Raw genomic sequence first — 13,863 nt, 5'->3', positions numbered from 1 at the left:
CGAACGTCGCGTTCTTGTTCAGATGCGTCTCGGGATCCAGCGCCGGGGTGCGTTCGCCGTTTTGGAACGACTGCGACGGGATCATGGTCGGAATCGGCAGCTGTCCCTGCACCGAGGTCATGCCGGCATAGGGATCGGCGGCCATGTCATGTCCATGGGAGGCGTGATTCGCGGGCTGTTTGGCGGTCTGACGCTCACGAGGTTCGGGACGTGGCTCCTCCGGCGTCTCGTTCGTCGTCTGGACGATCTTGAACGCGGGGAACATATCCTGTCCGGAGGCGATGCGCAGCGCGTTGGTGATCGGCTCGTTCATCGCGGTCTGCAGCGTCTGCTGCGCTTCGCTGTTGCTGACGCACAGGACGATGGTGGTGCCGTAGACCGCTTCGGGGACGACGTCCTCCAGCCATCCCTTCTCGCGGGCGCTGAGGGAGCTGCTATGCCGGAGGATGACCAGCGCGTCCGACCAGATGTCGGCCGCTTGGGCCGCCGCGGGGGAGAGCGCCATATCTGCCAATGTGACCCCTTTCCGATCGCGGCGATACGCTGTGTGCAAACAAATACAGTCAATTTTTACTCCGACTGCTCGAAGTTATCCACATCCTTGCGTGTTGAAATAACTGGAATGTGAATAACATTGATGTAATTTGTGGATAACTCGACCGCCATCTGCCGCCAGATTCCAATGGTTCACCCTGATGTGCGCAACGGGGGACATCGCCGCGTGTCCCGCTCGTGTTGACTTGGGGTAGGGGTCAGAGTACGTTAGTAGAGCTTGACTCATGAGGAGCCGCGCCTTGGCGTGGCTGAAAACACCGGGAGCATTATATGAAGAGGACATTCCAACCGAACAACCGCCGTCGTCACATGAAGCACGGCTTCCGCCTGCGCATGCGTACCCGTTCCGGCCGCGCCGTCATCAACCGTCGCCGCGCCAAGGGCCGCAAGTCCCTCTCCGCCTGATTCCAACGGCACAGGGCATCGTGGAGCGGCTGAGAAGCCATCGCGAATTCGTCGCGGTGCTGAAATGCCGCCGCAGGGTTTCGGATTCCGACATCGTCGCGCACTATCGGGTACGCGACGATGTTTCGGATAACGCAACCGCGACGGGATCCCGTCGTCTGGGTCTGGCCGTGTCGAAGGCCGTGGGCAACGCCGTGGTGCGGAACACCGTCAAACGTCGGTTCCGTGTGCTCGCCGAACGGTATCAGGACACATTGCCGACCTCCTGTGACGTGGTGTTGCGCGCCAAGCCCAGCGCCGCTCATGCCTCATTCGCCTCGCTTGACGAACAGACCCGGAAGCTGTTCCATGCGGTGGCCCGCAAGGCGGGACGTCCATGACCGGCGCCGTCGGCGGGGCGATGATCCGTTGCATCCGCTGGTACCAACGCCATATCTCCGCCAATACACCGCCGTGTTGCAAGTACTATCCGACGTGCTCGCGGTACGCCATCGAGGCGATCGAACGGTTCGGTGCGTTGCGCGGGGGGATTCTGGCGGCGCTGCGCCTGCTCAGGTGCCGTCCGTGGAGCCGAGGCGGAATCGACGACGTGCCGCAACGTTATTCCCTGTTCTACCGATGTGCTTGGTCCAAGGCTCACGAGGAGCCGCGGTTGACGCCGTTGGCCTGGGACGATAAGGAGAAGGCCCAATCATGAATACTTCGAACGAATTTCTGCTCGACACCAGTTTCTTCGGGTGGCTGTATAAGATCCTGACGCCGGTCGAGTGGCTCATGACGCAGGTGATGAACCTGTTCCACGAGTTCCTCAAGCTCATCGGCATGTCGCCTGTCGGTTTTTCGTGGGTGCTGTCCATCGTCTTCCTGGTGCTGGTGGTGCATGCGTGCATCTTCCCGCTGTACTACCGCCAGATGAAGTCGATGCGCAAGATGCAGGCGCTTCAGCCCAAGATGCAGCACATCCAGAACAAGTACAAGGGCAAAACCGACCAGGCCAGCAAGGAAGCGCTGAGCCGCGAGATGATGAAGCTGTACCAGGACAACGACGCCAATCCCGCCGGGTCCTGCCTGCCGATGCTCATCCAGGGCCCTGTGTTCATGTGCATGTTCTATGTGCTGTCGGCCATCCCGTACATTGCGGACGGCAAGCGTGCGGCGCTGGGCGCCTTCGACCAGGCGACGGCCGCGGAGTTCTCCCAGACCACGGTGTTCGGCGTGAGCGTGACCGACAACTTCACGACCGCGGATTCCGCCGGCAAGATCGTCATCGGCGTCTTCGTGGCGTTGATGTGCGCGTGCATGTGGTTCATGCAGTTCAACAGCATGAAGCGCAACATGAACCAGGAGGCCATGGTCGGCCAGGCCGCCATGATGCAGAAGATGATGCTGTGGGTGTTCCCGATCATGTACATCTTCTCCGGCATCGCGATGCCGTTCGCCGTGCTGGTCTACTGGCTGACGAACAACATCTGCAACCTCCTGCGTTCGATGTGGCAGATCTACAACTTCCCGACGCCCGGATCGCCCGCGGCGGAACGCAAGAAGATCCGCGACCACGACCATGAGAACGCCCGCCGCGCCAAGGCCGGTCAGATGTCCCTCGAGGAGGAGGAGCTGGTCAAGGCCAAGGAACAGGCCGAACGGCGCGAGACCGAGGGCTACCAGCGTCAGCAGCCCCAGCGCAAGAAGCGCAAGAAGAAATGACGTGGATGCGTCCCTGCCCGAATCATGGCGGGGACGCGTCTTTTTCCCGGGCGACGGCGGCCCGGAACCTAGACTTGAAGTAATAACCCCTCACATAAGGAGTACAGACCATGGCGCATGATGACGATGAGAAGACCATCGATCAGCTCAACGAGGAGGCGGATATCGCCGCCGACTACCTTGAAGGGCTGCTCGACATCGTCGATTATGAAGGCGACATCGAACTCGGTGTACGCAATAATCGCCCGATGGTGCAGATCGTCGCCGACGACGATACCGACATCAAGCATATGATCGGCCGCCACGGCGAGGTCGTGGACGCCCTGCAGCAGCTGACCCGTCTTGCCGTGCAGCAGAAGACCGGTGAGCGTTCCCATCTCATCGTCGATGTCGATGGCTATCTGAAGCGTAAGCGTCAGCATCTGCGTGACATCGCGCTGGATGCCGTCGACGAGGTGCGCGAGACCGGTGAACCGCTGAGCCTTAAGCCGATGAACTCGTTCGAGCGGAAGGTCATTCACGATGTCGTGCGTGAGGAGGGTCTGAAGTCCCGCTCGCACGGTGAAGAGCCGCACCGCTACGTGACGGTGTATCTCAAGGCCAACGCCGACGACGAACAGTAGCCACTATGTGAATTTGTTTTGTCTCAACATTTGATTGAATGATGGAGGTGCCGATAAGGCCCTCCATCATTGCGTTTCAGGATAGGATGGAGCCATGGCTGAGGAACATGTCGCAAATGACGTATTGGATGGATCCCCGATGCTTGCCGAGGTGCTTGGCGATGCATTGCCGGCACTGGAGAAGTTTCACGTGAAACTTCTCCGCGAGGGTGAGCCTCGTGGTCTTATCGGTCCACGGGATGTCTCCATCCTGTGGGAACGGCATATCCTGAACTCCGCGGCGATTGTGCCGTACATCCGACGTTTCGCTCCGGCGGAACGCTCGAGGGTGGCCGATATCGGTAGCGGTGGTGGATTCCCCGGACTGGTGGCGGCGGCATGTCTGCCCGAGTACCGGTTCTCGTTGGTGGAACCGATGGAGCGGCGTGTGGAGTGGCTGCGGGAATGCGTGAAAGAAATGGAATTGGACAACGTTGATATCATTCGCGCCCGTGCCGAGGAATTGATTGCACAGGTCAAATCGCGGAAATCCGGCATCAAACCATTCGATGTGGTGACCTGTCGTGCCGTGGCGCCGATGACGAAACTTGCCGGTTGGACGTTGCCGTTGCTCCGTCCGCACGGTCATCTGGTGGCCTTGAAGGGACGGTCCGTGCAGGCCGAACTGGATAAGGCCGGCGCAGCGATCCGCACCTATGGAGGATTCCGGACGCAGGTATTCGAGGCTGAAGTCGGCCCCGGTCTGGAGCCTACGCATGTGGCCGTCGTCGAACGACGGTGAAGCGTGAATGAGTCAGGTTATCCACAGTTATCCACAAGCATGTGGATAACTGTGTGGATAGCTTGAAACGTTGATATATCAAGGTTTTGTCGGTGTATTGCGGGGTATCTGGCGCTGAGTTATCCACATGTTATCCACACCGCATCCACCGTTATTCACATCGATGGAAAATCGTTACGCTTGTCCATGTGAACGATGAGACTGGTATGTGCGTAACTACAGAGGAGGGCAAGGCATGGCCGGGCAACAAGGAATAGAGTCAGCCGCTGACACCATCAAACGCATTTTCGCTGATAGTGCTTCACCGTTGGGCGCTGAAATCGCGGATGCAGGCAGCCGGTACCGTGCCCTGCACGATGCCACGTTCCCGAAACCTGAGCGTACCCGTCGTATCGCGGTCGCGAATCAGAAGGGCGGTGTGGGCAAGACGACCACCACGGTGAATATCGCGGCGGCATTGGCCCAGCATGGCGCTCAGGTGTTGGTCATCGACATGGACCCTCAGGGCAATGCCTCGACCGCGTTGGGGGTGCCGCATGCCTCAGGTGCTCCCTCGGTGTACGACGTTTTGGAAGGTCGTATGACCATAGCCGAGGTGATGAGGCCATGCCCTGATTTCGATGGTTTGAAGGTGGTGCCGGCCTCCATCGATCTGAGCGGCGCCGAACTTGAAGTCGCCGATATGCCGAATCGGACCGATTTGCTGCGCCGTGCATTGGACGCGTATCTGGATGAGCATGATGCGGACTATGTTCTGATCGATTGCCCTCCCAGTCTGGGATTGCTGGTCATCAACGCGATGTGCGCCGTGACCGAGATGCTGATTCCCATTCAGGCCGAGTATTATGCGTTGGAAGGTCTCGGACAGTTGATTCACACCATCGGTCTCGTCCAGGAGCACTATAACCCCTCGTTGATCGTTTCCACCATGTTGGTGACGATGTTCGACCGGCGAACGCTGCTGAGCCGCGAGGTTTTCGAGGAGGTGCGGAATCACTATCCGAATATCGTGCTGGGCACCACCATTCCCCGTACGGTCAAGATTTCCGAGGCTCCGAGTTTCAACCAAAGCGTGGTCAGCTATGATGCCCATGGTATGGGTGCCATTTCCTACGGCGAAGCTGCGTTGGAGATCGCTCGACGTTCACCGATGGTACTGAAGGCCATCGAATCCAGAAGAGGGGAGCACTGATATGGCCAGCAAGTCTCGTTTGGGTAAGGGACTGGGGGCGTTGTTCCCCGCGCTGCCGGGGGAGCAGTCCGACCAGTCCGTCGCGGACGTCTCCACCAATCCAACGACGTCGCCGAACGTCGATTCCCTGGCGGCCAAAGTCTCCGCCGTCACCGATTCACTTCGTGAGCAGCAGCAGACGTCTGAGAGCTCAGGTCGTCAACCGTCCGCACAGGAACACCGTTCCGGGCGAAAATCCCCCACGAAGCGGGCGTCGATCCCGGCGTTGGATTCGATGGCGCATCCCAGTGATTTGTTCTTCGGCACCACCGTATCTGCGCCGAAGGGACGTGGTACATCCGTTGATGCCTCGGACGCACACGCCGGTGTTTCACGTGAAACCGAGAGCCCTTCGGCCGATGGTGTTTCACGTGAAACCAGCAAAGCAGAGCGACAGTCCGTTTCACGTGAAACAGGGCATGAAGAGAACGACGAAGGGGAGACCCTGCGCCCGGTGAACGGTGGATATCTGGCGGAACTCGGCGTGGACAAGATCAAGCCGAATGCCCACCAGCCGAGGACCATCTTCGATGAAGACGAGCTGCGTGAACTTTCCGATTCAATTCGTGAAGTCGGTGTGCTGCAACCCATTGTGGTGAGGAAGAGCGCCGAGGGCCACTATGAACTGGTCATGGGCGAACGTCGTTGGCGAGCCACCAAGATGGCCGGGTTGAAGGAGATTCCCGCCATCGTCAAGACGACCGCCGACGACGATATGTTGCGAGACGCATTGCTGGAGAACCTGCACCGCGTGGCGCTCAATCCACTTGAAGAGGCGGCGGCGTACCAGCAGATGATCGACGAATTCGGGTTGACCCAGCAGTCATTGTCGAAAGCTGTCTCAAAATCGCGTCCTCAGATCGCCAATACGCTGCGTCTGCTCAATCTTCCGGCGACGGTGCAGAAGAAGGTGGCCTCCGGCGTGTTGTCGGCAGGCCATGCGCGTGCGCTGCTGGCGCTGCCCGACGAACAGGCGATGGATCAATTGGCGACGCGCATTATCGCGGAAGGGCTGTCCGTGCGCAGCACGGAAGAGATCGTGTCGATGCAACTGGCTGCGGCACCGCAGCAGAAGCGTCGTCGTGCGAATACGGCGAACCCGTGGGCAGGTTCACCGGCGCAGCAGTCGTTGGAGGATCGGTTCGAGACCAAAGTGTCCATCAAGGGCACCCCGCAGCACGGGCGCATCGAGATCGTGTTCTCCTCGCCTGAGGATATGGACCGGATCATGAAGCTGCTGATTCCGGAACAGGCGAAGGCCGATGACAAGCATGACGAGGGATGGGTCTGACCTATTACGCACTCATGACGCAACAGGCTCTGCCACCGCCGTTGCGCCACTTCTGGAATTGTTCGCTGATCGCTTCAGCGCAACAATCGGGTGCGGCTCAAACGGCGGCGACAGAGCCTGTTGTCGCATACGGAACGGTCACTGGTTGTCGTTGAGATACGCCTGGGCGTCAAGGGCCGCGCGGCATCCCATGCCGGCGGCGGAGATGGCCTGACGGTAGACGCGATCGACGGCATCCCCTGCGGCGAACACGCCGGGAACCGATGTGCGGGTTGATGCGCCATCGACCAGGATATAGCCATCGCCGTCCATATCGACGGCGTGGTTCAGGAATGCGGTGGCGGGGGAGTGTCCGATGGCCACGAACACACCGTTGGCGGGAACCTCGGTGAGCTCCCCGCTGTCCTTATGCCGGACCGTCACCGATTCGGCGCCGGAATTGGCGGAACCATTGATGCGTTCGACCTCGGCATCCAGTACGAAGGAGATGGCGCTGTTCGCTTTCGCTCGCTCCACCATGATGGCCGAGGCCCGGAATTCGGAGCGTCGATGGATCAGGGTGACCGAGGAACCGAACCGCGTCAGGAACAGCGCCTCCTCGAAGGCGCTATCGCCTCCTCCGATGACGACGATGGGCTTGCCGCGGAAGAAGAAGCCATCGCAGGTCGCGCAGTAGGAGACACCGCGGCCGGAGTATTCCTGCTCGCCGGGCACCCCGAGTTTCCTGACCTGGGAACCAGTGGCGAGAATCACCGTACGTGCCTGGAGCCGTTGGCCCTGGTCGCACACGACGGTTTTGACCGGGCCCTGAAGATCGACCGAAACGACATCATCCCAGATGATCGTGGCACCGAAGCGCTCGGCTTGCCGCTGCATCGCGTCCATAAGGTCGGGGCCGAGAATGCCGTCGGGGAATCCCGGGAAGTTCTCAACCTCCGAGGTGTTGACCAGCTGACCTCCCGGGGTCAGCGCGCCCGCGATGATGGTGGGGTTGAATCCGGCGCGTCCCAGATAGATGGCCGCCGTGTATCCGGCAGGACCGGAACCGATGATGATTGCATCCAGTATTTCACTCATGCGACCACCTTACCTGATGGCCGATGACGTGGACGGGAATGATTTCGCCGTGGGCACGGAACACGCGCCCACGGCGAAATCAGCGATCAGAGATCGGTGATCAGAACACCTCGATGTTGTCGATGTACAGCTGCCCCTGAGGCAGATCCTCGATCGGCACCCACAGCAGCAGATCCTGGGTGTTGATCAGCTTGTCGAACTTGACCTCAGTGGTGCCGCCTTCCGCGAAGGAGAACTCGGCGATCTGCTCGCCGTTGGTCGGGTCGGCGGTGTTGGCCCGGATATAGCCCTTGCCGCCGGAGGTGCGGATGGTGATCGTCATGCGATAGACATCCTGCGGCTCGGACAGGTGGATGGCGTATCCATAGCCGTTCTGACCGGGCGCGTCGATGAAGTACCGCGATTCGATATTGAACGCGGTATTGTTCTCGTGACGGGGCTCGGGCATCGCGGAGACCTGCTTATCGTCGGTGACGACCTTGCGCTCCTCTTCCTCTTGCTTGGCGTCATCCTTGTTCTGCTGGCCGTCTTCGGCGGGCTTGGACTCGTCGTCGGACTTGTCGCCTTCGTCAGACTGGTCGTCCTTCGATTCATCGGACTGGTCGCCCTGCTGATCTTCGGCGGGGTTGGAATCGTCACCTTGCTGGTCGCCGTCCTCGGACTGGTCATCGTCGCCTTCGTCGCCGAACGGCACGACGTTGGGATCGAACTCAGGCCATGCCTGGCCGCTTTCCTGCTGCAGCAGCGGATCGGAATTGCTGGAAAGCGCATGCATGGTGGCGAGCAACGCCACAACCAGCAGCACGGCCGCAGCTACGATGGCCACGGTCTTGGTGGTGAAGCGGCCGAACAGCGTGGCATCGGCGACATCGTCATTGTCGAGATCCTCGGCGCGCACGACCTGCTTGGGTGTGAAACTGGGCGGCACGGAGCCGTCCGGAACCGACTGCTCCTGTTCCAGGGCCTGATCCGAAGCGTTCGATGCCACGGTGCCGTCCGCGTTGATAATCGGGATGCGGCTGGTCTCCTCGAACGGATTGACCGGCTCCCGATCACGCACGGCGGAAACATCGATAGGCACGGTGAGTTTGCTGTCGGGATCGACGGCGGGGACCGCGGGATAGGAGGTGAAGGGGTCGGCCGCGGTCTCGTCGTGATGTCCGGAATCGATGCCTTCGTCGAGCAGTTCCTTGCCCTTGTCCCACAGGTTCTTCAACGTGCTGCCGGCGGCCGCACCGGCGGCAGCGATTCCCGCCATACGTGAGATGGCACGCGGGGAAGAGGTCTCAGCCGGTTCGCTCTCATCGGATTCGTCCGTCGCCGACGCGTCATTATCGGGGAGCGTTTCGGCGGCGGGAGTGTCATCATGCGCGGCGCGATCGGACACAATATCCGAGTCGTCAATCAGCTGATCGTCGGCGACTGTTCGGAATTCGGCCAACTCTATGGACGCCCTGCCCTGCTGCGTGGGGAACGAGAAACGGTCGCCAAGTTCAGGCACCGTGACCCACGATCCCAACAACGCCATCAGCTCACGCAGGGAGACCAGCGGCTCCTGATCGCCGATGCGCAGGCCGCGGGCGCAGATCAGGCGGAATTCGTACGGCGTATCCTCGGGCAGCGCGTCGAGCGCGTCGGTGGCACCGGTGTACGGGGTATGCGTCAGCAGACGGTACAGCACGGACGCCACCTGGTAGACCAGACGCTCCTCGACGGATCGATCGGCGATATCGGCATCCATGTCCTGATACATGACGCTGACCGGGGTGTCCGCGAATTGGATACCGTCAGCGGACACGCGGATGGTATCGGTGCCCAAGGCGTGGTGCTCGACGCCGTTTTCCAACAGATGCTGTGCGGTGTACGCCGTATCGCCCACGATGGAACGGATCGCGTCATATCCCACGGTGCCGTGGTCGGGATCGTCGAGATAATCGGTCAGGCACACGCCAGGGTCGAATTCGGTGACCACGATCACAGCGCCGTCTTCGGGATGATGGATGTGCAGAATCGGCGTGCACCGGTGCTCCGGCGCCGTCACCAGCAGCGACGCGGCGCCGTTGACCTCCTCCACGGCGGAGGCGTCGGTGACGATGAACAGTTGGCAGTACCGATCCAGGACCTGGTCGTTGGCCTTCCATACCTGGATGCCCGGTGCCTCACGTAACGGCGACACCAAGACATAACGGTGAATAATGGTATCTCCCAACTGAGGTTTCATGCTTTCTTCGACTCCCGGGCACACTGACGCGACGCTACCTGCGACGCTGTTGCCATTGTATCGGTGGGGCTGGTCGAGTCCGGAGGGGTCGGTTGGCCGCTATGCCCCTTTTCGGTATGTATCGCGGAGGAAGCCACGTCACCGGCGTCATTGGAGGCGTTCGGGGATGCCGGGCCGGCACTCCGCCGCCCGCCCAGACGGGACGTGACCATGCCGATCGCCGCCTGCAGTTCCTCGGAGCGCATCAGTCGGAGGGCACCGACGTAGACGAATGCGACGACCACGGTCATCATCACGCAGACGGCCAGGGCCTGTGGCCAGTTCATCACCCCCTGCTCGGCATCGATCCGAGCCCCGACCAGATCGCAGGCCGGGCGGCACAGGCATAATCCCACAGCGACGGCCGCCGCGGCGGCGATCAGGTCCTTGCCGTAGGAACGCGCCAGCCTGCGGCCGTCGAGACGTCCCTGGAACCTGCGGCGCAGCATCCACAGCAGCAGCGGGAAGCATACGATATTGCCGATCGAGATCGACGCACCCAGCACGGCCGCCCACCGTTGCGGCGCCAGCAGGAACGTGGCGCCGAAGACCGTGAGCACCTGGACGCCGGAGGCCGCAAGGGCGAACAGGAACGGATGCAGACCATCCTCGAACGCGTAGAATGTGCGCTGAATGATCAGGTAGGCGGAGGTCAGCGGCAGTCCGACGCCCAGACCCATCAGCGGTCCGGCGATCAGCAGCGCCTCCTTGACGCTGACGGAGGGCAGCAGCGCCAGCGTGATGGGGGTGGGGAACACCAGGAACGCGGCGGAGAAGAAGAACATGAGCACGCCTACGTTGCGCAGCGTGGCGCTCAGCTGGTGGCGCGCGTCGTCGATGTCCTGCTCCGCCAGGGCCTTGGAGATCTGCGGGAACATGGCCGTGGACACGGACACCGCGATCAGGGAGTACGGCAGCATGAACAGGGTGTAGGCGTTCTGGTACGAGGCGTTGCCCGCCACGTCGAACTGGCTGATGCCCCACTGCGTCTCGGCGATCTCCGGCGCGCTGGTGGTGATGCGGGTGTTGATGATGTTCGCCAGCTGATTGATGACCACCACGCCGATGCTCCAGGCGGCGACGGGCCCCATCGAGCGCAGACCGATGCCGCGCAGCCCCCACCGCGGACGGTACCGGATGCCCGTACGGGCCAGCGGCACGAAGAGGATCAGCGCCTGGAATGCCACGCCGGCGGTCCACGCGCCCGCGGTCAGTGCGATCTTGCCGGTCGTCCAGAAGTCGACGGGCTGCTGGTCCGCGCGTCCGAACAGCAGGATGAACGCGGTGAATCCCAGGCAGCTGATGATGTTGGCGCCCACAGAGCTCCACGCGTAGGTGCCGAAGTGGTCCGTGGCGGCCAGCACCTGCCCGATGACGGTGTACAGACCGTAGAAGAAGATCTGCGGCATGCACCACAGCGTGAAGGCGTTGGTCAACGCCATCATGTCCGTGCCGCCGTCCACATACAGGGCGGTGAGCAGCGGCGTGGCCGACGCCATGAGCAGGGTGACGGCCAGCAGCAGGGTGATGGCGACCGTGATGAGCTTGTTCAGCTGCTCCTCGGCGTTCTTGTTGTTCAGCGTGCGGACGATCTGCGGCACCAGAACCGCGTTGAAGATGCCGCCGGAAACCAGGGTGAACATGACCTGGGGGATCATCGAACCGGCCTGGTAGGCGTTGGCGGCCATGCCCGTGGTGCCCATCGCCGCGGCCAACAGGATGGTGCGGACCTGCCCGGTCACGCGCGAGGCCGCGGTGCCGGAGGCCATGATCAGTGAATTGCGTCCGACAGAAGAACTCATTCGTCAGGATCCTTTACACGGTGGAATTGGCGCCACAGGCCGACGATGCCGAGCAGGACGGCGAATACGATGATGAGGAACCCGCTCATGTCGCTCAGCTGCAGCGCGCTGGTGATGGTGGTGGACTGCGATGCGCCGAAGACGGTGCCGTCACGGTCCAATAAGGTCAGGTGCGCCGTCGTCGACCCGGAGGTGGAGACGCGCACGGCGAGTGTGGTCTGCTCCTCGCCGGTGGGCGGCACGGTGAGGTCGGCGAACCGCGAGGTGACGATGGTCATCGAATCGGTGGTGGCTGAGATGCGGACACGCACCGGGTAGGGGAGCGTGTTGCTGACGGTGACCGGCATGTTGGCGGTCTCGCTGACCACGTTCAAGGTCTCCATGGGGGTGATGGACACCGCGGTGTTGAGCCCGTCGGCTATCGTCCGCACGCCGGCGGTCATGCGGTCGCGGACCGCGGCGTTGCCGGAGAGCGCGTGCAGGGTGAGACGTCGGCTGGTGTCGCGCAGTGCATCGGCCCAGTCCGAGGAATCCGCCGGCCGTTTCATGACGTCGTCCGCGTCCTGCCGCGCCAGCGCCTGCGTATCCTCTTCGGCGGACGTGGCTGTGGACGATGCGTCGTCCAGGACCGCTTCCTGGAACCGGGTGATGAGGGCTTCGGTTTGGGCGGCGGCATCGAGCGTCTGGGTGATGCCGTCCTGCTGCTCCTGGCTGAGGCCGTCGCGTTCGGGGACCGCCCAGGACGCCTCCTGCCCGGTGGCGTACGGATCGGCCTGGAGCAGCGTGTCCAGATCGGTCATGTTCAGCCACGGCGATTGTTCGATGGCAGACAGCAATGCGTCGGCGGCCGCGGCGTCGGCGGTCGGATCGATGACGACGAGCAGGTTGCGCGTGGCGTATGGCTGCTCCATCTGGTAGAAGGCGCTTTGGGCGACGAACCGGGCCAGTCTGCCGGCCGAGGTACGTTCCGCCGTCGCCGCATCGTTGGTGGCCTCGCCGCTGGCCAGGGCGCTCAATACGGGTTGGGCGGACAGCACCGTGACATCGCCGGCGTCCGTGGTGACGACATGGGTGTCCGTATGCACCGTTCCCGAGAAGGTCTCGGTGAAGCCGCTAGTGGCGACGACCGTGTCATACCCTTGACGTTTGGCCGTCTCCAAGGCGGACATGGTCCACTCGCCCGCGCCCTGCCAGGCGATGGCGGTCCCGGTCGCCTGGTCGTCGCCCAGCGCCCGCCGGTAATGGGCGAGTCCGGCGTCCGCGCTCCACAGGTCATCCTCGATGCCGGCCGCGGCGATCCGTTCCGGATCCTGCGCGGCGTAAGCCGTGATGTCGAACGCGGCGGGCTGCATGATGGCGGCGCTGCGGGCGGGCATCGCCATGGCTTCGAGGTAGGTCGGGTCGGAGATGAGCTGCAGTTGGGGATGAAGGTTGGACAGCTGGACCCATTGCTTGGCATCCGCCTCGCCTTCCTCCGTCAGCTCAAGCGGGATGTCGTCGGTGCCGCTGCCGTCGTGCAGCAGGCGGTCCAGGGCGTCCTCGTCCACCTGCCAGTCGTCGCTGGTCAGCGGCATGACCACGGTCACGTCCATCGCCGGCGTCCGCGTACCGGACAGTCCGTCCGACGACCGGGTCAGGAAGGTGCGCAGGTCGGCCGTCGTATGCCCGGCCTGGAGCCGGACATATACCGGTTTGGGGCCCCAATCGGTGATGGATGACAGGGTTTCGCTATCCGCCGCCACGTCGATGGTGACGGCGGCCGTGTCACCGGGGGCCACCGCCGGCGTCTGTGTGTGCGCCAGCTCCTGCGGCGTGGGGATGCCGACCTCGCCCTGCGCCCATTGCTGGATGTCGTTGCGTGAGACGAACGTGTAGCGCGTGTCGGTGAAAAGCGTCACCGTACCGGACTGCAACGTTTGATCGGTGTTGTTCACGATGGACAGCGCCAGCCGGTATCCGGAATCGGCGGTCACCACGGCGGTGACATCGGTGACGTCGAGCGTCACGTCGCCTTCCGCAGCCGCCGCCGTGGGACAGGCGAACCAGATGGCGCACGCCATCACGACGGCCGACAGCCATGCGGCGATACGGCCTCGTAATCGTATTCCGGAGCGGGCGGGGGAAGGGATCACGG

General features: G+C 62.4%; 12 protein-coding genes and 1 pseudogene. 8 read left to right on the top strand and 5 right to left on the bottom strand.

Annotated features, from left to right (window positions below; all coding sequences use genetic code 11):
- Positions 1 to 505 (bottom strand): annotated as a pseudogene (locus tag OU11_RS08865) (chromosomal replication initiator protein DnaA); the annotation flags it as partial.
- 320 nt (positions 506 to 825) lie between these two features.
- On the opposite strand from OU11_RS08865, the gene rpmH reads away from it, so the two are divergent.
- The 8 genes from rpmH to OU11_RS06885 all read left to right on the top strand — a co-directional run bounded on the left by rpmH (position 826) and on the right by OU11_RS06885 (position 6,590).
- On the top strand, positions 826 to 960 hold the full coding sequence (gene rpmH, locus OU11_RS06920; RefSeq protein ID WP_007054596.1) for a 50S ribosomal protein L34: 135 nt from the start codon (positions 826 to 828) through the stop codon (positions 958 to 960).
- Positions 961 to 980: 20 nt separating this feature from the next.
- Entirely contained in the window at positions 981 to 1,340 is a 360-nt protein-coding gene (rnpA, locus tag OU11_RS06915; RefSeq protein ID WP_033515556.1) for a ribonuclease P protein component, read from the top strand.
- Between the two features lie 20 nt (positions 1,341 to 1,360).
- Positions 1,361 to 1,657, top strand: coding sequence for a membrane protein insertion efficiency factor YidD (gene yidD, locus OU11_RS06910; RefSeq protein WP_081963510.1), 297 nt, complete (start codon positions 1,361 to 1,363; stop codon positions 1,655 to 1,657).
- Positions 1,654 to 2,664, top strand: a complete 1,011-nt coding sequence (gene yidC / locus OU11_RS06905; protein WP_033515552.1) for a membrane protein insertase YidC — start codon at positions 1,654 to 1,656, stop codon at positions 2,662 to 2,664. The genes yidD and yidC overlap by 4 nt, the downstream gene beginning before the upstream one ends.
- Positions 2,665 to 2,774: 110 nt before the next feature.
- Positions 2,775 to 3,287 (top strand): Jag family protein, encoded by a 513-nt coding sequence (locus OU11_RS06900; protein ID WP_033515551.1) that lies wholly within the window; start codon positions 2,775 to 2,777, stop codon positions 3,285 to 3,287.
- A gap of 94 nt (positions 3,288 to 3,381) precedes the next feature.
- Positions 3,382 to 4,068: a 16S rRNA (guanine(527)-N(7))-methyltransferase RsmG gene (gene rsmG, locus OU11_RS06895; protein ID WP_033515550.1), complete on the top strand. Its 687-nt coding sequence runs from the start codon at positions 3,382 to 3,384 to the stop codon at positions 4,066 to 4,068.
- Positions 4,069 to 4,303: 235 nt separating this feature from the next.
- Entirely contained in the window at positions 4,304 to 5,260 is a 957-nt protein-coding gene (locus OU11_RS06890; RefSeq protein WP_033515549.1) for a ParA family protein, read from the top strand.
- Between the two features lies 1 nt (position 5,261).
- Positions 5,262 to 6,590: a ParB/RepB/Spo0J family partition protein gene (locus OU11_RS06885; RefSeq protein ID WP_033515547.1), complete on the top strand. Its 1,329-nt coding sequence runs from the start codon at positions 5,262 to 5,264 to the stop codon at positions 6,588 to 6,590.
- Between the two features lie 138 nt (positions 6,591 to 6,728).
- Here OU11_RS06885 and trxB read toward each other — a convergent pair whose 3' ends face one another.
- From trxB to OU11_RS06865, 4 genes are all read right to left on the bottom strand, one after another.
- Positions 6,729 to 7,667, bottom strand: a complete 939-nt coding sequence (gene trxB / locus OU11_RS06880; protein ID WP_033515545.1) for a thioredoxin-disulfide reductase — start codon at positions 7,665 to 7,667, stop codon at positions 6,729 to 6,731.
- A gap of 100 nt (positions 7,668 to 7,767) precedes the next feature.
- The gene (locus OU11_RS06875) at positions 7,768 to 9,846 is read right to left on the bottom strand and encodes a protein kinase family protein (protein ID WP_033515543.1); all 2,079 of its coding nucleotides are present in this window, start codon (positions 9,844 to 9,846) and stop codon (positions 7,768 to 7,770) included.
- A 38-nt stretch (positions 9,847 to 9,884) separates the two neighbouring features.
- A complete protein-coding gene (gene murJ, locus OU11_RS06870) occupies positions 9,885 to 11,729 on the bottom strand; it encodes a murein biosynthesis integral membrane protein MurJ (RefSeq protein ID WP_081963506.1) in 1,845 nt (614 codons plus the stop codon).
- Positions 11,726 to 13,861 carry a DUF6049 family protein gene (locus tag OU11_RS06865; RefSeq protein WP_152597110.1) on the bottom strand — a complete coding sequence of 712 codons (2,136 nt, stop codon included), beginning with the start codon at positions 13,859 to 13,861 and terminating at the stop codon, positions 11,726 to 11,728. The genes murJ and OU11_RS06865 overlap by 4 nt, the downstream gene beginning before the upstream one ends.
- Positions 13,862 to 13,863 lie beyond the last annotated feature (2 nt).

The organism is Bifidobacterium pullorum DSM 20433, assembly GCF_000771405.1.
Taxonomy (GTDB): Bacteria; Actinomycetota; Actinomycetes; order Actinomycetales; family Bifidobacteriaceae; genus Bifidobacterium; species Bifidobacterium pullorum.
Note: the sequence above shows the minus strand (reverse complement) of the source record. Positions and strands in the feature narration are given on the sequence as shown.

Bases quoted from the DNA above. Each gene is read 5' to 3' on its own strand.
- rpmH (WP_007054596.1), top strand. From the start codon at position 826: ATGAAGAGGACATTCCAACCGAACAACCGCCGTCGTCACATGAAGCAC.
- yidD (WP_081963510.1), top strand. From the start codon at position 1,361: ATGATCCGTTGCATCCGCTGGTACCAACGCCATATCTCCGCCAATACA.
- yidC (WP_033515552.1), top strand. From the start codon at position 1,654: ATGAATACTTCGAACGAATTTCTGCTCGACACCAGTTTCTTCGGGTGG.
- OU11_RS06900 (WP_033515551.1), top strand. From the start codon at position 2,775: ATGGCGCATGATGACGATGAGAAGACCATCGATCAGCTCAACGAGGAG.
- rsmG (WP_033515550.1), top strand. From the start codon at position 3,382: ATGGCTGAGGAACATGTCGCAAATGACGTATTGGATGGATCCCCGATG.
- OU11_RS06890 (WP_033515549.1), top strand. From the start codon at position 4,304: ATGGCCGGGCAACAAGGAATAGAGTCAGCCGCTGACACCATCAAACGC.
- OU11_RS06885 (WP_033515547.1), top strand. From the start codon at position 5,262: ATGGCCAGCAAGTCTCGTTTGGGTAAGGGACTGGGGGCGTTGTTCCCC.
- trxB (WP_033515545.1), bottom strand. From the start codon at position 7,667: ATGAGTGAAATACTGGATGCAATCATCATCGGTTCCGGTCCTGCCGGA.
- murJ (WP_081963506.1), bottom strand. From the start codon at position 11,729: ATGAGTTCTTCTGTCGGACGCAATTCACTGATCATGGCCTCCGGCACC.